Below are 18,786 nucleotides of genomic sequence, written 5' to 3' on the forward strand. Positions count from 1 at the left end.
GGTCTTGGACACCGGAAGCCCGACGGCCGCATGGTGAGGTGCAGTCGTTGATCCAACTGGTGGGAGGAAGAGCTGATGATGCGCCTGGAGGATGGGAGAACTACCGTGACCACTCAGCGGATCCTGGTCCGCGGCGGCTGGATCGTCACCATGGACGCCCAGAACCGCGAATTCCCGACGGGTGACGTGCTCATCGAGGACGGCCGGATCGCGGCCGTCGCCGCCGTCCTCTCACCGGCCGCCGACGCCTCGGTGATCGACGCCTCCGGCACCTTCGTCCTGCCCGGCCTGGTGGACGCCCACCGGCACACCTGGCAGACCAGCCTCCGGCAGTCCGACTCCGAGGCCTCGATCATGGAGTACGTCGGCCGGACCCTGATCGGCCTCGGCGACAAGGTCCGCCCGGAGGACGTCTACGCCGGCACCTACCTCGGCGCGCTCGCCGCGCTCAACGCCGGCATCACCACGGTGCTCGACTGGGCGCACGCGATGAACTCGCCCGAGCACGCCGACGCCGCCGTCCGGGCACTCCGGGACGCGGGCGTGCGCGCGGTGTTCGGCCACGCCTGGCCGATCGGCTCGAAGCTCGACTTCGCCGCCGCCCACCCGGTCGACATCCGCCGCGTCCGCGAGCAGCTGCTGCCCTCGGACGACGGCCTGGTCACCCTCGCGATGGCCGCCAAGGGCCCGGACTACTCCGGCATCGACAACGCGGTCAAGGACTTCGCCCTCGCCCGCGAGCTGGCCATCCCGATCACCACCCACCTGTCCACCGGCCGCCCCGGCCCCGACCACCAGGGCATCCAGCAGCTCCACCAGGCCGGCCTGCTCGGCCCGGACCTGAACCTGGTGCACGTCAACGGCGCCGAGGCCGACGCGCTCAAGCTGCTCGCGGACTCCGGCACCACCGTGTCGATCTGCCCGCAGATCGAGCTGACGATGCCCGGGCTGGGCGGCAACGTGGCGGTCCGTCGGCTGCGCACCGCGGGCGTTACCTCCGGCCTCGGCGTCGACACCGAGCTGGAGTCCAGCGGCGACCTGTTCACCCAGATGCGCTTCGCGCTGGCGGCCGACCGCGCCGAGACGCCGGACGGCGAGCCGGTGCTGCCGGCCCAGGGCGTGCTCCGGATGGCGACCGTCGAGGGTGCCCGCGCCGTCCACCTCGGCGACCGGACGGGCTCCGTCGAGCCGGGCAAGGCCGCCGACCTGGTGCTCGTCCGCACCGACGGCATCGACCTGGCGCCGGTCACCACCCCCGCCGAGTCGCTCGTCCTGGCCGCCCACACCGGCAGCGTGGACACCGTCCTGGTGGCCGGCCGGGTCGTCAAGCGCGGCGGCCGGCTGCTGGCCGACACCGCCCGCGCCCGCGAGCTGGCCCTCGCCTCCGTCGCCCACCTGCGGGGCGCGGGTCGGTGACCGACCGCGTGCCCGCCCCACCCGGGGCGGGCACGCCGACCGTCGCCCGTCATGCCCGGTCGCGACCACCCCCGCCGCGCCTACGGGACAGTCCGAGGGGAGCGCCCCGCGCCTTGCTCGGCGAGGTTTCGGGTATCCGTGAAGGCACTTCCCTGCGGTGGAGGCCGGTGACGGGGCCGGGGTCAGCCGATGCCGAACCAGCCGAGGACGGTCTGGACGAGCAGGATCGTCGACATCGCGGCCACCCCGACCACCACGACGGTGGCCGCGATGCGGTAGCGGGGGCTGTTGGCCGCGTCGCCGAGGACGGAGCGGCGGTTGGTCAGGACCAGCAGGTAGACCAGGACGATCGGGCTGATCAGGCCCTGCAGCACCTGGGTGCCGATCAGCAGCTGGATGACGTCCACCGGGGTCAGCGCGACCACGGCGCCCAGGACGATCTGGGCGGTGAACAGCCCGAGGAACAGCGGGGCGTCGCGGAAGCTGCGGGACACGGACCGCTCGACGCCGGCGGCCTCGCCGATCGCGTAGCTCGCCGAGAGCGGCACCACCGCGCCGGCCAGGGCGGAGGCGCCCAGCAGCCCGAAGGCGAACAGCAGCTCGGCGCCGTGCCCGGCGACCGGCTTGAGGGCCATGGCGGCCTGCGCGGCGGACTCCAGCGGGCCGGTGCCGCCGATCGCGGCGGCGGTGGCGATGATGATGGTCAGGCTGATCACGCAGGCGAACACGGCGCCGAGGACGGCGTCGGCCCGGATCAGCTTGTAGTCGGCGGGCTTGGCACCGCGGTCGACCACACCGGCGGCAGCGTAGAACTGCATGTAGGGGCTGACGGTGGTACCGATCAGGGCGACGGCCAGCAGGATGAAGTCCTTGCTGGGCTCCACGTGCGGTACGACCAGGTGCTCGCCGACCTGCCCCCAGTCGGGGTGGCCGAGCACCATGGCGACCGGGTAGGCGAAGAACGCCAGCGACATCACCAGGAAGATGCGTTCGGCCCACTTGTACGAGCCGAACAGCACCAGCGACCAGAGCAGGACGGCGGACGGCGGGATGACCGCCCACTTGGGCACGCCGAGCAGCTCGAACGCGGCGCCGATGCCGGCGAACTCGCTGACCACCAGCCCGGTGTTGGCCAGCAGCAGGCAGAAGACCGCGAGGGCGGTCAGCCGCAGGCTGAACTGCTCGCGGATCAGCGCGCCCAGGCCCTTGCCGGTGTGGGCGCCGAGCCGGACGGCCATCTCCTGCACCATGACCAGGGCGATGGTGACCAGCACCATGAAGAACAGCGTGCCGTAGGTGAACTGGGAGCCGGCGCTGGCGTAGGTGGCGATGCCCGCGGCGTCGTTGCCGGCGTTGGCGGCGACCAGGCCGGGGCCAGCCACCATCGCGACGGCGGCCAGTCGGCGGAGGCCTCTTCGGCGGCCGGAGCGCCCCGGGTCGGACGACGCGGGCGCCGCGGCGGCGTCCGGCCCGGTGTCGAGGGTGTCGAGGTCGCGGGTCACTTGAGGAGCCTCCGGAAGTGCAGTCGCCCACGCTCGGGCAGCAGCGAGTCGAGGATGTCGTCGGCCAGGACCCGGCCGAGCGGGCGCCCGGAGTCGTCGACCACGAGCAGGGAGGTGGCCCGGGCCGCGACCAGCTGGTCGGCGGCCTCGGCGAGCCGGGTGTCGGGCCGGACGGTCACCGGCGGGCCGAACTGGTCCAGCCAGGAGACGAGATCGCCGACCACCGAGGTGTCCTCGGCCACGGCCAGGTCGAACAGCGGGATGTCGGCGAGCAGCCGGCCGTCGTCGTCCAGCACGGTGACCGCGTCGATGTCGGTGCGGTGCTCGGCCTGCGCGGCGAGTTCCGCCCGCACCTGGGCGACGGTGTGCGCGGGGCCGGCGGTGACCAGCAGGGTGGTCATCGCGCCGCCGGCGGTGCCCTCGCGGTGGGTGAGCAGGGAGCGCAGCTCGGCCGCCTCGGGCTCGGGCATCCGGGCCAGCAGGGTCTCGCGCTCGCCCGGGGCGAGGTCGCGCAGGGCGTCGGCGGCCTCGTCCGGTTCCATCTCGTCGACGAGCCGGGCGGCGTGCTCCGGGGGTGCCTCGCGCAGCAGGTTCTCCAGCTCGGCGGGTTCCATCTCCTCCAGCGCGTCCGCGGCGTGCTCCGGCTCCAGCCAGCCCAGCAGCTGCTGGCGCTCGTGCCGGCCGAGGTCCTCCAGGATGTCGGCGAGGTCGGCCGGGCGCAGCCGGTGCAGCGCGGAGCGGGAGGCGCGCAGCCGCACCTCGGCGGGCCCGTGGGTGGCCTGCTCGCCGAACGGGGCGACGGACTGCCAGTCGAGGACGCGTTCCGGGGTGGGGCGGATCTGCCAGCGGCGCGGGCCGAGCCGGCGCAGCAGGGTGGGCAGCGAGACGTCGACTCCGACCAGGACGGTCCGGGCGGCGAGCGGGGCCAGGTAGAGGTCGGCGGCGCGGGTGACCTGGACGCCGTCGACGTCGACGAGCTGGTGGTCCAGCACGTCGCGGGCCAGCAGGACCTCCCCGGGCCGGCGGTTGAACTCGCGCAGGTCCACGCGGGCGGTGCGCAGCCGGACCTGCCCGGTCTGGATCCGCTCGACGGCGTCGGCGGCGATGAAGGTGTGGCGGCGGCCTATTCGGATGATCAGTCCGGTGACCGGCGGGTACGGCTCCGCCCCGTAGAGGCGCGCGACCACGTCGACGACGCGGCCCACCTCCTCGCCAGCCTGGTTGGTGGCCGGTCCGCCGACCAGCCCGGCGACGGAGACCAGCGACGAGCGGACGGTCCGGGAGACGGCGGTACGGCGCTCGGCGGCGACGGTGCGGTCCCGCAGCCGGGCCGTGGCGGACGTGAGCAGGGTGGTGGCAGCCATGGTGGGGACCCCCTCGCCCCGACAGGACGGGGCAGCGGGCCGCCCGGCGGCACGTCGCCGCCGACCCCGACCGTGGCGCCGGTTCCAGGCATGCGCCGAGGCCTCCCGCGTCAGGACGGACGGGAGGGCGGAGCGGCCGGGCCGGATCGGTCAGGGAAGGAGGGAGCGCCTCGGGCGGCGGAAGGACGGCGAGGACGACATTGGGAAAGGCTGACTATGGCCAGGACTTTCGTCCATCACGCCTCCTCCCGGTCTCGGCCGCGCATCGTGGTAGCGGCGGCACAGCGCAAGGGGAGACCGACGTCACCGCCCGTGCACCCCCACTCGTCAGAGCTTTGGCACTCCACGGCGTGTCCCTGGTCGATCCCGACGGGAAGCCACTTGGGGTCACCCCTTGAGCCGGGGAGACCTGTCCTGATCCGGAGCGTCTCTCGACGGGTGGGATCAGTGGCCTGTGTCCGTGAAGACGCCTCACCGAACGAGGTGTCTGTTCAAATCGGCCCCAGGATAGGACCTCGCGGTGCTCGCGGCATAATCCTTGACCCGAGCTTGACCCGGTCCTGACCTGCGGGGGAGCCGCCGGGGCGCACGGCCGGGGGCGCGCAGCGGTGCTCCGGCAGGTGGCTGCGGGGGGCCGAACTTCCCCGTGGGCGGCCTCTGGTGACGCCGATTCCGACAGCGAGGAGAACCCACCCGTCGCCTGCGACGGCACGACGGTCGTGCCCGCGTCCTGGTCGGCGCGCTGTACACGGCGTCGATCCCCGCCGGGAGTCCGCCCTCGAAGGTCAGCGCCGCCCGAACAGTCGCCCGAGCCAGCCGCCGGACGCCCGCTCCTTCGGTGAGCAGGCGCACCGCTGGGACTTGGGCACCCCGGCCAGCACCTGTTCGACGTGCATCCCGCACCCGGCGTAGGTCGGCTTTCCGCAGGTGCGGCAGGCGACTCGACGGCACATGCCGTGCTCCCTTCCTTGGGCCCCCGGTGAATGGACTGATACACCCCAATATACCCCAGCCGGTATTTACTCCTCGGGTCTCGCCGGCGCCGACCCGTTGGGGCATTTTCCTGGCGCGTACAAGAACTGCCCGAGGCCGTTCCGGTCCCGTGGGCGCAGGGTGGGTGCCTGGCTCCCTGTCGGAGGCGGGGAGCGGCAACCGCCCGTGCGCTTTCCGTTGACGACGCCCCGGAGCGGCATGTGAAATGACACATGTCACCGATCACATGGACAGGACTCATGGATCGAGGTTCGAACCGAAGCTTCCGACCGCGACTTTGAACGTTCAAATCCCGGGTTCAGCCACATGGCCGGCCAGCTGCCCCCTCAAACCACGTGACACAACGTCATGCCCCCACCCCCCCACAGGAGCGCACGTGCGCCTATTTCCCCACCGCCTCGCGGCACCCCTGCTCGCGCTGGCACTCGCCACCACCGGCCTCGGAGCCCTCAGCCTCGGCGCGGCCGCCCCGGCCGCCGCCCTGGGCAACGGCAACGCCCTCACCCCGCCCATGGGGTGGAACTCGTGGAACTCCCTCGGCACCGAGGTCACCGAGGACCAGGTCGTCCAGACGATCGACTTCATGGCCGTCAACGGCCTGGTGGCGGCGGGCTACAACACCGTCACGATCGACGACGGCTGGTCGCTCCGGCACCGGGACGGCCAGGGCACCGACTTCGTCCGGACGCCGGACGGCTCGATGCAGCTGTACGACGCCGCCGGGAGTCCGGTCACCGGGACGGACGGCACCGGCAACGACCCCACCTCCGGCCACCTGATCCCGCGCCCCGACCACTTCCCGTCGCAGACCGTCAACGGTCGGACGGTCAACGGCATCCAGTTCCTGGCCTGGTACGCCCACAGCAAGGGCCTGAAGTTCGGCCTCTACGCCACCGACACCTACGAGACCTGCCAGATGCACCCCGGAAGCCTCGGCCACGAGAGCACCGACGCCAGCGACTTCGTCTCCTGGGGCGTCGACTTCGTCAAGTACGACGACTGCCCCTACGGCCCGCAGATCACCGGCCCTGACGGCCACAACTACTACACCCAGGGCGAGGGCAGGGAGCTCACCCGCTCGATCTACGCCCGCGTGCAGGCCTTCCAGCGGGCCCTCGACGCCGCCTCCGCCAGCCAGGGCCGCCCGAAGGTCACCCTCAGTGTCTCCGCCCAGCCCGCCCACACCGGCGTGCCCTACCTCCTCGACCCGGCGGACCCGGCCCGCACCGACCCGGTCGTCCAGGCCGCCGGGACCGCGCCGTTCACCGCGCCCGGCTACGCCCCGACGGGCGTGTGGTGCGGGCAGGTGGCCAACCTGTGCCGGATCGGCGGGGACCGCGACAGCGAGCTCGACGGCGTGCTGTGGAACGGGCAGCTGCAGACCGCCCTTCAGTACCCCGGCAACGTGCGCCCGGGCAGCTGGAACGACCTCGACATGATGTTCACCGGCTGGAACGACGTGTACGGCCTCTACGGCACCAGCGACACCTGTACCTGCCACAAGCCGTTCACCGACGACGAGTCGCGCACCGAGACCTCCGTCCTGTCCATGCTCGCCGCCCCGTTGATCTCCGGCGCCGACCTCCGTACCGCCGGGCAGTCGCAGCACAGCGCGAACGGCTACACGTGGTCCACGGGCATCGGCGCGTCGAGCCTCGCGGTCCTCAAGAACGCCGACGTCATCGCCGTCGACCAGGACACGCTCGCCAAGCCCGCGACCCTGGTCGGGGCCAGGCCGGCAACCACCACCGCACCGGTGGTGCTGAAGCGGCAGCTGGCGAACGGGGACACCGCCGTGCTGTTGGTGAACCAGGATCCGAACAACTGGCAGACGGTCGGCAGCGACCTCGCCTCGCTGGGGCTGACCGGCGGATTCACGTACAAGGAGCTGTGGACCGGTGCCACCGGCACGGTTGCGGCCGGCGGCACGGTCGGCGGCACCTGGGTGGCCCCGCACGGCGTCGCGATGTTCCGGCTCACGCCGCAGGCCACGACCGCACCGGCGGCGGTCGTGGGCGACGGGAAGTACCACGCGCTGAGCGCGGGCGGTACGGGAGGCCTGGTCCTGGAGGTGGCCGGCACGTGCAGCTCGCCGCTCACCTCGGCTGCCGACGCCAACACCTGGTGGCCCACGCACACCTCCGAGCAGTGGACGTTCACGAGCAATCCCGACGGCACCGTGCGGATCAGCGACAACTGCGACACGGCCACCCAGGTCCACACCGTCCTGTCGGCAGGCACGTCCGCGGGGGACAGCGCCTACCTGCTGAACTACTCGCCGGGCAACTCGTGGCAGGAGTGGCGGGTCGGCCAGAACACCGCGACCGGCGCGCTCACCATCACCAACGTCGCCACCGGGCTCGCCCTCAACGCCGGCGGCGGCACGGCGGGTTCGACGGTGACGACCGACGCGGTGAACGGCGCTGCCGCGGGCCAGAGTTGGAGCGTCGTCTCGTAATCCCACCCGGGCGCGTCGTGAGGTCGGCCACCGAGGGCATCGGTGGCCGACCTCACGACGTCGCTACTTCTCCGGTGCCGAGTACGTGCCGAAGGCCGATGCGGTGGCCGTCGGCGCCGGACCGGCCCGGGTGGGTCAGGCCAGGACGATCGCGAGGATGAGGACCGCGATCAGCGCGGCCCCGAGGCCGAAGACGAGGAGGATGTTCTGCGCTTGCTGGTCCTTCGGGGTCGGCGGACCGACCACCCGCGGGGAGGCGGACGGTCCCGTCGGTGGGGCGGCGTGTCGGGGGCCGGGCGCCGGGCCGGCCCCCGGCGGGTCGGGCTCGGCGGGGTCGGGCGGCGGCTTGGAGGCGGGGGCGGCCGACGGCGGTGGCCCGGGCCGGATGTCGGGCCGCCTGGGCGCGGTGCGGCGCGGGTCGTGGGCAGGGGGAGTCGTGGGCGGATGGGGTGTGCGCGCCCGTTGGGTGGGGTCGGGCGGCGCGGCCTCCTCCAGCTGCCGCCGGGACTGCTCGCGCGGTGGCGCGGGTGGGTCGGCGGGGGGTTCGGTGTGCGGTTCCCCGGAGGGCTGGGGGAGCGGTTGTGGGGTGAGCGCGCCGGCCGGAAGCTCGTAGAGCAGGTGCCGCCACAGCTCGGGCGGCAGGTCGGGTACCGGGCCCCCCGCCCCGGGTGGCGGAATGAGCCGCCGCAGCAGCTCCCGTTCGACCTCAGTGCCGTTGCGGAGAAGTGCGGTGAGCAGGGCGTGGAGTTCCTCTCGGTGCCGCGGGTCACGGGTGTACGGGGCGACCGCCCAGTCGAACAACCAGACGGCGCGGTTGACGAGGTGGTCGTCGAAGGCGGCGTGGTGACCCGGGCGGGCCTGGTCGGTCCGGTAGAGGTAGAGGCACTGCCCCAGAACCTCGGTGCAGAGCAGGTGCTCCTCGTCAAGGGTGCGCTGGGCGCGGCGGCCTTCGAGCAGGCGCAGCAGACGCTTGGTGGCCACGTCGAGAAGGTCCTCCTCGCGCAGGATCTCGAGGAGGAACCGGTCGTCGGCCCCCGCAGTCAAACGATGGAGATCCGCCAGGGCGACGTCGCCGGGGTGTTCGAGCTCCCGGCGCAGCTCTGCACGGGACGGGCGGGTGTAGACGCCGCCCTCGGGGTCCACGGTGGGAGCCGGGTCGGGCTGCGGGGTGTGGCGCTCCGCGGGCTCGCGTCCGTGCCGGGGACCGCTGTCGCCGCCGGTGTCCTGGTGGTGCCGGGGGGACGGGTCGTCGGGCCAGGAGGCCGGACCGGCCGGGCGCTCGGCGGGGTGGTCCGGACCGAGGACGCCGAAGTCGTCCCGGAAGTCGTCCCGGGACTCGTCGGGCCGCACCCCGTGCTCCGTCGGCTTGCCCGAGGAGCGCCCCGGGCGCGGCGGCTCCGCCCGTCCGGACTGCCGGCGGCTGCCCGAGTTCACGCCGAGGACGTGGGCGAGTCGGCGCAGGCGCTCGTCGGCCGTCCAGGCCGCGGCGTCACGGAGGCCCTTCCCGTGCAGCTCGGGCAGGCCGGCTTCCTGCTGCTGGGGGCGATCCAGGTAGAGCCCGACCAGGTGGCCCGCCAGGTCGTGGGCGAGGCCGGGCTCCGGTCGGCGCGGGTCGACCCGGGAGCGCGGATGCTGCTGCCCGGAGTCGGTGGCCCAGTCGGTGACCCAGGTGACCATCAGGTCATGGCGGTCCGTCACGTCGTAGGTCGCGAAGGTCCACTGCTGCGGGAGCCAGGTGTGCCCGAAGATCTCGTACAGACCGCTGATCACCGCGGCGGACCGGTTCCACTCGGGCCAGCCGGGCAGGGCGTCGGCACGCAGGGACAGCCGGTGTCCGGGACGGCGCAGCAGGGCCGCGGTGGCGACGGTGAGGGCCTCGCGCACCTCGGCGATCCGGGTCGGCGTGTCGTCCCAGACCTGCTTGGCGCTGCTCCGGAGCAGGGAGCGTGGGACGGGGTCGCAGCGGTCGGTGGCCTGCTCGGCGAACCGTTGGGTGCCGAACGTCCAGCCGTTCAGGGCCAGGGACAGCCGGGGGCCGAGCAGGTCCGGTTGCTGACTGAGCAGCAGGTGGCAGGCGGTGTTGGGCCGCCCGCCCGGGTCGGCGGTCGGCCAGCGCCGGATGACGGCGACCTCCTTGCGCTTGGTGAGGGTGCGGACCAGGCTGGGGCGCACCGCGCCGTCCACCCGCAGCAGCGGGGCGAGCTCGCGCGAGAGTTCCTCGGCGCGCTCCGGCGAGCAGGACCAGGCGGCGGCCGCCATGCCCGCGCCGCGCCGCCCCTGGTTGCCCTGCCAGCGGAACACGATCTGGTGGATGGTGTCGTCCGGTTCGGTGGCGCTCATCGGTCCACCTCCACGCCGGTGTGGCCGTCGGCCAGCTCGATGATGCCGTGCATCGCGAGCAGCGAGATCAGCGGCTCCAGCACCCGCTGCGCCCGGACGCCGCGCGGGTAGCGGCTGTCCTCCTGCCGGCCGCCGGTGGCGGAGGCGATGTGCATGGTGCAGTGCAGGGCGGTGTCGAAGGGGCGCAGCCAGGCCTTCCCGGCGTGGCGGTGCAGCAGCGCGTACACGTCGCGGCTCTCCTCGTAGAGCCGTCGGCGGCTCAGGGGGACGGTGCCGGGCTCGGTCAGCCAGCGGTCCACGGGGGGCTCGGAGCGCAGCAGGTCGGCCTTGGCGACCACGACCGCCGACGGGACGGTCAGGTACGGGCCGGTCCGGGGGATGCGGTCCAGGGCGGTGGCGAACGCGGGGTCGCCGTCCCGGTTGACGTGCAGGTCGAGGGCGGTGCGGATCTCGTCGAGCTGGGGCAGGGGCATGGCGAGGGTGGGGTCGACGACGAAGACCAGGGCGTCGATGCCGAGCAGGAACCGCAGCAGCGCGTCGGTGCGCAGCAGGTCCTCGCCGGCGAGGTCGAAGAAGGCCAGCGGACGGACCCGGCCGCGGGCGTCGGTGATCAGCACGGACTCGACGAAGCGGGCGGACTCGCTGTCGCCGAGTCCGGCGGTGTGGGCGATCACGTTGCCGTCGCGCAGCGGCACCACGCGGTCGTTGAGGAAGCTGGCGTGCTGCTCCGGGTTGACGGACTGCCAGCTGACGCCGTACGGCTTCAACCGGTCGTCGGCGATCTCGGCGATCATCTGGGTCAGCAGGTGGCTCTTCCCGGTGTTCGACTGGCCGATCATGGCGACGGTCAGCGGGCGCCCGTTGGTCAGGTAGGGCACCGGGATGTGGTGCGGCGGCGTCGCCTGGTTGCCCTCGCAGAGTTGGAAGGCGCCGCGCAACTCGTCGGCGAGCAGCCGGGAGTTCTGGCGGTCGGAGAACGCGTACGGCTGGAGCTCCTGGACGGCGTCGGGGACGTGGAGCGCGTTCGGGTCGAAGCGGATGTACTCCAGGCAGTAGGGGCAGAGCACGCCGCCGGGGTCGCCGCTGGCCCCCGCCCCGTTCGGCGTTTCGACCGGCGCGCCGTACGGGCCGACCGTCGCGTCCGCGCCGCCGCCCGGGACGCCGTACCCGCGCGGCCTGCCGTCCGCGCCGGGCCCGCCGGGCGGGTCGCCGCCGGCGGCGCGCTTGAGGGAGACGGTGTGGTCGAACGCGGCGCGGTGCGGCGTGAGGCCGTCGCCGCCGGCGGCGCGGCCGGTGGCCGACCCGCGGTCGGGCGAGAGCAGGCCGAGGAGTGCGGCCGGGGTGGGCCGGTCGACGGCGCGGGCGGCGAACGAGGACCGCATGGTGTGGGCGAGCGAGCGGTGGTCGGCCAGGTCGGCCGGTTCCCGGTCGGGGTCGCCGGGCCGCCCGGTGACCAGGCGGTACATCACCTGGGCGGTGCTCCACAGGGCGTCGCGCGGGTCGCTGTGTCCGGTGCCGTCGCGCAGTTCGGGCGAGGCGTACGGTGCGGGGCCGCGCGGGGTGCGAGGCCGGCCGGTGTGGGCCACCGCGTCCAGGCCCCACAGTTGGACGGACCGGCCGTCCCAGCGGACGGTCGAAGGGGTGACGCCCTGGTGGACGAGGCCGAGTTCGGCGAGCAGGGCGGCGGCGTCGACGAGGTCCCGCTCGATGGTGCGCAGTTGGGTGCTGGCGAGGCCGTGCAGCCGCTCGGCCGGGTTGCCGCGCGGCGGCCGGTAGAGGACGAACGGCTCGGCCACGTCCAGGTCGTAGCCGATCACCACGGGGAAGAGCCGGGCGAACTCGGTGCCCCCGAAGGTGCGGTGGAGCCGCAGGGCGGTCGCCGCCTCGGTGTCGAGCGCGTCCCGGGCGGCCTCGGTGACGCCGGCCTCGTCGGAGGCGGCGGCCCGGACCTGGACGCACCGGACAGTGCCGTCGAGCAGCGCGTTGCGCATCCGGGGGGCGCCCCGGGCGGGGCCGGACGGGTCGGGGCCGAACCTCGCGGTGGCGAGCCGGCGCCGCCCGGCGTGGGTCAGGTACGGCAGGTCGACGCCCTTGCGCCGACCGGGGTCGTCGGGGCTCCGCGGGTGCGGGCCGGACCCGGTGGTGCTCACCACTGTTCCTCCTCGTCGTACGGCGAGACGTGCCGTTGCCGGACCGTCTCGACCACCCCGGCGCGCAGCGCGGTCAGCCGCAGCCGCCCGGCGTAGCGACCGGCCGCCGTCCGCACCTCCCGGCCCTCCTCGGCCGGATGGCCGGCCGCCGCGCTCCCGGCGCTGCCCTCGCGGGCGGCCTCGGGGGCGAAGCGGATCAGGGCGACCGCGTCGGGGTTGCGGCTGAGCAGGTCCAGCTGCTCGGCCGAGTTCAGTTGCAGCAGGCCCTGGCCGTCCTGGTCGGGGCCGATCGGGTCGGCGGCCCGGCGGATGTCGATGCCGAGCAGCCCGGACGGACCGCTGCGCACCCGGTGCGGGGCCGCGAACGGCGGCGCGGGCAGGACGTCGTTGCGGCGCAGGTGGTCGCGGGCCACCGCGAGCAGCTCGCGCACCCGCTCGGTGATCCGCTCCTGGGCGGCGTCACCGGCGTGGCCGCGTTCGACCGCCCCCCAGTACGGCTCCAGGGCGGTCAGGGCGGCGTCCGTCAGGTCGCCGGCCAGGGTCGGCACCAGATCGGGGCCGCCCTTCGCCTCCCCGCGCTCCAGCCAGCGCGGGCCGGCGGTGCCGGCGGCGGGCCGCGGGCCGCGACCGGTGCTGCCCGTCGCAGTCGCGGTCGCCCCGAAGCCGTAGGGGGCGGCCGTCGGGGCGACGTCCGTCCAGTCGCTGCTGGCCTCGGACGGGACGCTCGTCCAGTCGTAGTCGTCCGGGGCGTCGTCCTCGTCGCGGTCGTCCCGGTCATCGCGGTCGTCCCGCTCGTACCCCCAGGACGGGTCCTCGGACTCGTCGTCGGCGGTGCGGCCGAGCCAGTCGTCCTCGCTCTCCGAGGGGGCCTCGGGCTGCTCGGCGGTGAGGCCGCGGGTGGCCTCCTCCTCGGCGGCGGCCGCGGTGGCCCGCAGCACGCCGACCACGGACAGCGCCGCGTCGGCGCAGTACCGGCGCTCCTCGATCGCCCAGAACTCGCGCAGGGCGCGGGAGAGCAGTTCGTTGAGGCCGTTCAGCTCGTCCTGCAAGGGCGTGATGCCGTGCTCCAGGCCCCACCGCTGCGCGTGGTCGTGCCAGGTGCGCAGCAGCAGCCAGCCGCCGAGGCCGAGCCCGGTCAGCAGGCCGACCGCGCCCGCCCAGACAGGCAGCCCCGTCGCGGCGGCCGCGGCGGCCCCCGCCGCGGCCCCGAGGAGGGCGGCCAGGCCGAACCGACCGGCGTCGGAGACCTGGCCCGGGCCGCCGGGCAGCCGGACCACGGCGACCAGGACGCCCAGGGCGAGCAGCACCGGGACGGCGAGCGCGGTCGGCAGCGCCGGCCAGGTCCAGAGCCCGCCGAGCGCGCCGGCGAGCCCGGTCGCGGCCAGCACACCGGGGCCCGGCGGGTCGGGCGGCAGCGGACGGTCGTGCGGGCGGGACGCCCGCAGCCGGTCCAGCTCGGCGAGTAGTGGGGCGTTGGACAGCGGCTGCACCTGTTCGGCGAGCAGCGCGAACCGCTGGGCCACCGAGCGCAGCGGCAGCCCCGCGCGGAGCAGCCCGATGGCGAGGCCGCGAAGACTCTCGCCGATCCGTTCGCCGGTGGTGGTGGGGGGGTCCACGGCGACGCCCAGGCGGGCCAGCCGGGTGGCGGACTCGGCCGCCGGCTGCGTCCCGGCGGTGCCGCCGTCACTGCGCAGCACCCCGCCGACCAGATCGCCGTACCGGTCGAGCGCCTGCCGGCCCCGGACGAGCGCGGACTCCAGGTCGCGCTGGCCGGCGCCGGTGAGCAGTCCGGCCGGACCGCCGAGCGTGACCAGCTCGGTCTCGGCGTCGGCCAGCGCGCCGACCACCTCGTGGTACGCCCGGGCCGCCTCGCCGCCGTCTACCCGCCGCCCGGGGGTGCCGGTGGTGGAGCCGGTGACCAGCCCGGCGAGGGTGGTGGGCAGGTCGCCGCCGGTGAGGGCGGTCGGGCCGGCCGGGGCTGCGGTGTGCGAGCCGGCGAAGCGCAGCAGCGCCTCGCTCCAAGCCTGGCCGCGGACCTCCGGGGAGAGGCCGTGCTCCAGCACGCGCAGCGCCGGGGCCGCCACCCCGTCGGGCAGCGAGCCGAGCAACTGCAGTGTCTCGTCGAACAGTTCGGGAACAGAGAGGACGTCGACCAGCACCCCCAGGGCGCGTGGGTCGGTGGGCCCGGCCGGGTCGTCGGCGCCGTGCCCGGCCTGGAGGTCACCGGCCCAGATCAGGCCGGCCTCGGGCGCGCGCAGGGTGGCGGGCCGCACCAGCCGGCGCTCGGCCGGATAGCCCTCGGCGGGGTACGCGGGCAGCCCGCCCACCAGGAGGCAGAGCACCCGCACCCGGCCGGGCGTGCGGTAGCCCATGATCTGCTCGAACCGGGTGCGGTGCTCGTCGAGCCCGGCGGGGGTGTCCACCACCAGGAAGCGCTGGTCGTGCGGTTGGGCCAGGCCCTGGGCCGCGAGCCGGGTCGCGACGGCGCTCCGCAGCACGGCCGGGTCGTCGCCGGCGAGTTCGTCGGTGCGCAGGTCGAGGTGGACGACCGGCGCGGACAGCGGGAGGGGCGTGCTCACGCGGGCTCACCGTCCCGGCGCTCCGAGCCCGGCTGGTCCGGCTTCTCCCAGAAGGACCGGCCGCGCGGCTCGTCCAACGGATCCCGACGCGGCGGTTCGCCCCGGGGCGTGTCCCGCTCGGTGTCGCGGTCGGCGTCCCACGTCGAGCCGTGGTCGGCGTGCCACGTCGAGCCCGGGCCGGCGTCCCGGTGCGAGCCGCGTCCGGAGTCCCGGGTGGGGGCCGGCTCCGGGGCCGGCTCCGGAACCGGCCCCGCGGGGCGGTCCCAGTCCCAGTCCGAAGCCCGGTCGGTGGCCCGGTCCGTGGACCGGCCGGAGCCCGTCGTCCAGTCGTCGTTGCGCGGCGCCCCGGCCCGGTCGTCGCGGTCGTCGCGGTGGGCCCGGTCGTCGAGGCGGCCGGCGGTGGTGGTGCCGTACCCGTCGTCGTACCCGGAGCGGTTCCGGCCGGTGGTGCCGTACCCGTCGTCGTACCCGGAGCGGTTCCGGCCGGTGGTGCCGTAGCCGCCGTCGTACCCGGAGCGGCCGCCGCCGTACGACTCCCGGTCCGCGCCGTCGCGGTACCGGCGGCCGCCGTCGCGGTCGGTGGCGTCCCGGTGACCGCGGTCCGTGCCGTACGCGTCGTCGCCGTACCCGCCGGCGCCGCCGGGCCCCCGCCCGTCGGGCCGGTCGGCCGGGCGGCTGGTGCCAAAGTCGTCCTCCTCCCGCACCGGGGGGACGCGGGTGCCGTACCCTCCGTACGCGTCGTCGTCGACGTCCTCGGCGGCGCGCGGCGACAGCTCGCCGCGCTGGATGACGTCCAGCAGCGTCTCCAGGTTCGGCTGGACGGCCCGCTGGTCGTTGAACTCCAGCTTCAGCGCGGCCGGCAGGGTCTCCGCCCAGAACTGCCACAGCGGGCGGAACCACCCGTCGACCCGCTCCCCGCCGATCTCCCGGCGGGACTTGAGCATCCGCCGCTGCTGCGGCGCGATCTGCTCGACCAGCCGGACGAACAGCGGGTCCGGCCGGCTCGCGGAGCGGGTCAGTCCGGCCGGACGGGCCGCCATCAGCCGGCTGCAGTAGTCCTCCACCGTCCGCTCGTCGTCCAGCACCGTCCACCGCTCGTAGGCGCGCAGCAGTTCGGCCCAGCTGGAGACCCCGTTCTGCTGCTCGCCCAGCCGCAGCCGCACGCCCGGCACGTCCACCCCGCGGTCCCGGAACAGCCGCAGCCGGATCAGGTCCGGGGAGTCCTCGGGCCCTTCCAGCACGTCCACCTGCCCGTTCCAGACCAGGCTGAGCAGCCGGTGCAGGATGAGCCGGCGGTCCGCCTCGGTGGAGACCAGCCAGTCGTCGCGGTGACCGAGGCGCTGGCGCCAGCGCAGCACGTCCTCGCTCTGCTCGTGTTCCTTCGCCTTCGCCCACTGGCGCAGCATCTTGCGGGCCTCGGGCACCTGGGTGAGGCTCATCTCGCTGCGGAACAGCACGACCGTGATCGACTGCGTCTCGACTCCCCGGAACTCCGCCCGGGCGTCCTTCGGCAGCCGCAGCGCCTTCCGCAGGAAGTCCTCCACCTCGTCCCCGGACTTCACCCGCGGGTACGTCACCAGGGCCTTCAGCGGCCCGGTGCCCTCCGGCACGAACCCGGCTGGCAGCAGCCCGGCCAGCTTGCGGCCGAACTGCTCCAGCGCCTCCTTGCTGACCTGCTCGGCGTCCTCCGCGCTGCCGGCCGCCGCGGCCAGCAGCACTCCCATCGCGGGCAGCAGCGGACGCTCCTCCAACTGCTCCCCGCTCTCCGCGAACAGCCGCTTGACGCCCGCCTCCACGGCCGCCTTGACCTCGCCGACCGCGCTGCCGGGGTTGCGCCGGCTGAGCGTGTTGGCGGAGCGCCACTCGTCGCCGCCGACCAGCCGCATCAGCAGGGCCGCCTCGTCCTCGGTGTCGGGCAGGCCCTCGCGGGCGGTGAGCCGGGCGACCAGGTCGTCGTAGAAGTGCTTCAGGTCGCGCTGCGGCGGGAGCAGGTACGAGACGCCGGTGCGGTCCTCGTAGAGCGTCTGGGACTGCTCGGCGAACGCCCGCGGCTCGTCCTTGGCGTGGTTGCGGAAGGCCGCGGCGAGCCGGGCGACCTCGGTGTCCAGCGCCCGGGCGGTCGGCTCCCAGCGTTGCTGCTGGCTCTTCCAGCCCTCGTGCCACAGCTGCCGGCTGCGCCAGCGGTACCAGGCGTCCTGGGCGTGCAGCACGGCCTGGACGTCCTCGTCGCCCCAGCGCGGCTGGGCGAGGCCGCCCATCCGGCGCCGGATCCGGGGGACCGGCGGCGGCTGCTCGTGGGTACCGGGCGGCAGCGGGGGCGTGTGGGTGCGCTGGTCGAGCATGCCGAGGAAGCCCAGGCGGGCGAGGTCGTTGGCGTCCTGCGGCTCGCCCCGCACGATCCGCTGCACGGTGAACGGGTCGACGCTCGCCAGCAGTCGGTCGACCGCGCGGCGCGGCGCGAAGTCCTTGGCCATCTCGGCCGTCTTGGCCGCCACCTGCCGGGCCAGGTTGGCGAGTTCGGACTGCATGTCGACGAGCCGGGCGGCCAGCCCCGCCTCGATGGCCGAGCTGCCGCGCGGCTCGGGGGCGGGAGGCTGGATCTCCAGGACGGGCCGCAGTAGCAGTTCCTCCAGCCCGGAGTCGGTGAACATCTGCTTCACCAGCTCCTCGGCGGCGCGGACCGGGCGGTGCGCGCGGTCGTCGAGCTGGTCGACGGAGGCGCGCAGGATGCGGCCGGAGACTAGCGAGGCCAACTCGTCGACCGGCGCGGTCATCGAGGCGACCAGGCTGGTGGAGACCCCGCGCCGGCCGATGCCGGAGGGCGCGTTGGCGGCCCGCTGCACGCCGCGGTTGATGAAGCTCGCGGCGAAGGTCTGGTAGTCGTCGTCGGCTCGGGTGCGGGTGGCGCGGCCGTCGCCGAGCTCGGTGCCGATGAGCGACATCACCAGCGACACCATGGAGCGGCGCAGGTCGTCCGGGCGGATGCCGGCGGTGCGGTTGAACAGGAAGGCGGTCGGCAGGATTCCGGTGCGCAGCCGGATCGGGGCGGTGTGGGGGTAGCGGATGCGCAGCGTCAGGTCCTCGTCGAGGTCGCCGAGTTCGGCTCCCTCGACCGGCGCGTTCTGCTCGTCCACCAGGCGGAAGAGGTCGACCAGGGCGCGTGCCGAGTTCAGTTCCGCCTCCCGGCCGCCGCCGCTCGCCGCCGGGAAAGCCGAGGGCATCACGACCAGCGGGTAGATCTTGACGCCGTCGAAGCCCTTCTCCCGGAAGGCGTGGTTGATCAGGTAGAGGTAGTCCAGGAAGATGCCGGCGCCGGTGCCGCCGGCGACGGAGAACGCCACGAAGACGTCGCAGCCGGAGACCGGGCCGCCGCCGAGCTGGCTGAGCGTCCCACCGGAGCGGGCGAGCGCGTCGATGGCCTGCATCAGCGGTTCCACGACCGGGTCCAGGCCGCCGCGCAGGGTGCCGAACAGGCCTGCCCGGCCGACGGTCGGCAGCTGGCCGGCGCCGTTCTTCAGCGGAACGACCCTGGGCTCGTTCTGCCGCGGCGGCAGCCACGCGGCGGTCTCCTCGGGCAGGCTGGCCCGGAGCATCTTGGTGACGTCCGGCGAGCTGTCGAAGTTCGGCAGCAGGTCGTGGGTGGAGCGCGAGGTGCGGCTGAACGCGGGGCGCAGCGCCGGGGCGGCGGTGGCGTGCGGCAGCCTCGCCAGGTCGGTCTCGCTGAAGTCGGCGTAGACGAACTGCAGGCAGTCCGGCAGCTGGTAGGGGGCCATGGCGCCGAGGCCGGTCAGCGCCGTGCCGTCCGGTCCGCAGAGCTCGGCGCGCAGCCGCCGGTCGAGTTCCGCGCCGACGAGGCCGCCGGTGCCGCCCAGGCCGACGAACAGCATCGGCTGGAAGATCTTCATGGGTTCCGCCTCCATCCGGCCGCGCGGCGCGGCCGGCTCGGGTGTCGGGTGGGACGAGGTGGACGTGGGTCGAAGGGGT

At 74.6% G+C, this 18,786-nt stretch carries 9 protein-coding genes and 1 riboswitch; of the genes, 2 read left to right on the top strand and 7 right to left on the bottom strand.

Going from position 1 to position 18,786, the window contains the following annotated elements; all coding sequences use genetic code 11:
* The first annotated feature begins 105 nt into the window (after positions 1-105).
* On the top strand, positions 106-1,416 hold the full coding sequence (locus ACWC9T_RS09020) for an amidohydrolase family protein (protein ID WP_449820373.1): 1,311 nt from the start codon (positions 106-108) through the stop codon (positions 1,414-1,416).
* Between the two features lie 182 nt (positions 1,417-1,598).
* On the opposite strand, the gene ACWC9T_RS09025 is transcribed toward ACWC9T_RS09020, so the two are convergent.
* From ACWC9T_RS09025 to ACWC9T_RS09035, 3 genes are all read right to left on the bottom strand, one after another.
* Positions 1,599-2,918 (bottom strand): NRAMP family divalent metal transporter, encoded by a 1,320-nt coding sequence (locus ACWC9T_RS09025; RefSeq protein ID WP_449820374.1) that lies wholly within the window; start codon positions 2,916-2,918, stop codon positions 1,599-1,601.
* Complete coding sequence (locus tag ACWC9T_RS09030) at positions 2,915-4,282, bottom strand: magnesium transporter MgtE N-terminal domain-containing protein (protein ID WP_449820375.1); 1,368 nt, start codon at positions 4,280-4,282, stop codon at positions 2,915-2,917. The genes ACWC9T_RS09025 and ACWC9T_RS09030 overlap by 4 nt, the downstream gene beginning before the upstream one ends.
* A 311-nt stretch (positions 4,283-4,593) precedes the next feature.
* Positions 4,594-4,772, bottom strand: a riboswitch (M-box (ykoK) riboswitch).
* A gap of 295 nt (positions 4,773-5,067) precedes the next feature.
* Positions 5,068-5,235, bottom strand: coding sequence for a hypothetical protein (locus ACWC9T_RS09035; RefSeq protein WP_449820376.1), 168 nt, complete (start codon positions 5,233-5,235; stop codon positions 5,068-5,070).
* Positions 5,236-5,651: 416 nt separating this feature from the next.
* Here ACWC9T_RS09035 and ACWC9T_RS09040 point away from each other — a divergent pair, with 416 nt between their 5' ends.
* The gene (locus ACWC9T_RS09040; RefSeq protein ID WP_449820377.1) at positions 5,652-7,733 is read left to right on the top strand and encodes an alpha-galactosidase; all 2,082 of its coding nucleotides are present in this window, start codon (positions 5,652-5,654) and stop codon (positions 7,731-7,733) included.
* Positions 7,734-7,868: 135 nt separating this feature from the next.
* On the opposite strand, the gene ACWC9T_RS09045 is transcribed toward ACWC9T_RS09040, so the two are convergent.
* From ACWC9T_RS09045 to ACWC9T_RS09060, 4 genes are read right to left on the bottom strand one after another with little or no spacing between them, the layout of a single operon-like run.
* On the bottom strand, positions 7,869-10,073 hold the full coding sequence (locus ACWC9T_RS09045; protein WP_449820378.1) for a hypothetical protein: 2,205 nt from the start codon (positions 10,071-10,073) through the stop codon (positions 7,869-7,871).
* Positions 10,070-12,223, bottom strand: coding sequence for a hypothetical protein (locus ACWC9T_RS09050; protein ID WP_449820379.1), 2,154 nt, complete (start codon positions 12,221-12,223; stop codon positions 10,070-10,072). Before ACWC9T_RS09050 ends, ACWC9T_RS09045 begins: the two co-directional genes overlap by 4 nt.
* Positions 12,220-14,802, bottom strand: a complete 2,583-nt coding sequence (locus ACWC9T_RS09055; protein ID WP_449820380.1) for a hypothetical protein — start codon at positions 14,800-14,802, stop codon at positions 12,220-12,222. The genes ACWC9T_RS09050 and ACWC9T_RS09055 overlap by 4 nt, the downstream gene beginning before the upstream one ends.
* Positions 14,799-18,707, bottom strand: a complete 3,909-nt coding sequence (locus tag ACWC9T_RS09060) for a tubulin-like doman-containing protein (RefSeq protein WP_449820381.1) — start codon at positions 18,705-18,707, stop codon at positions 14,799-14,801. The genes ACWC9T_RS09055 and ACWC9T_RS09060 overlap by 4 nt, the downstream gene beginning before the upstream one ends.
* Between the last annotated feature and the right edge of the window lie 79 nt (positions 18,708-18,786).

The organism is Kitasatospora sp. NPDC001159 (assembly GCF_053598235.1).

Excerpts from the sequence above, each read along its gene's own strand:
- ACWC9T_RS09030 (WP_449820375.1), bottom strand. The coding sequence starts at position 4,282 with ATGGCTGCCACCACCCTGCTCACGTCCGCCACGGCCCGGCTGCGGGAC.
- ACWC9T_RS09035 (WP_449820376.1), bottom strand. The coding sequence starts at position 5,235 with ATGTGCCGTCGAGTCGCCTGCCGCACCTGCGGAAAGCCGACCTACGCC.
- ACWC9T_RS09045 (WP_449820378.1), bottom strand. The coding sequence starts at position 10,073 with ATGAGCGCCACCGAACCGGACGACACCATCCACCAGATCGTGTTCCGC.
- ACWC9T_RS09060 (WP_449820381.1), bottom strand. The coding sequence starts at position 18,707 with ATGAAGATCTTCCAGCCGATGCTGTTCGTCGGCCTGGGCGGCACCGGC.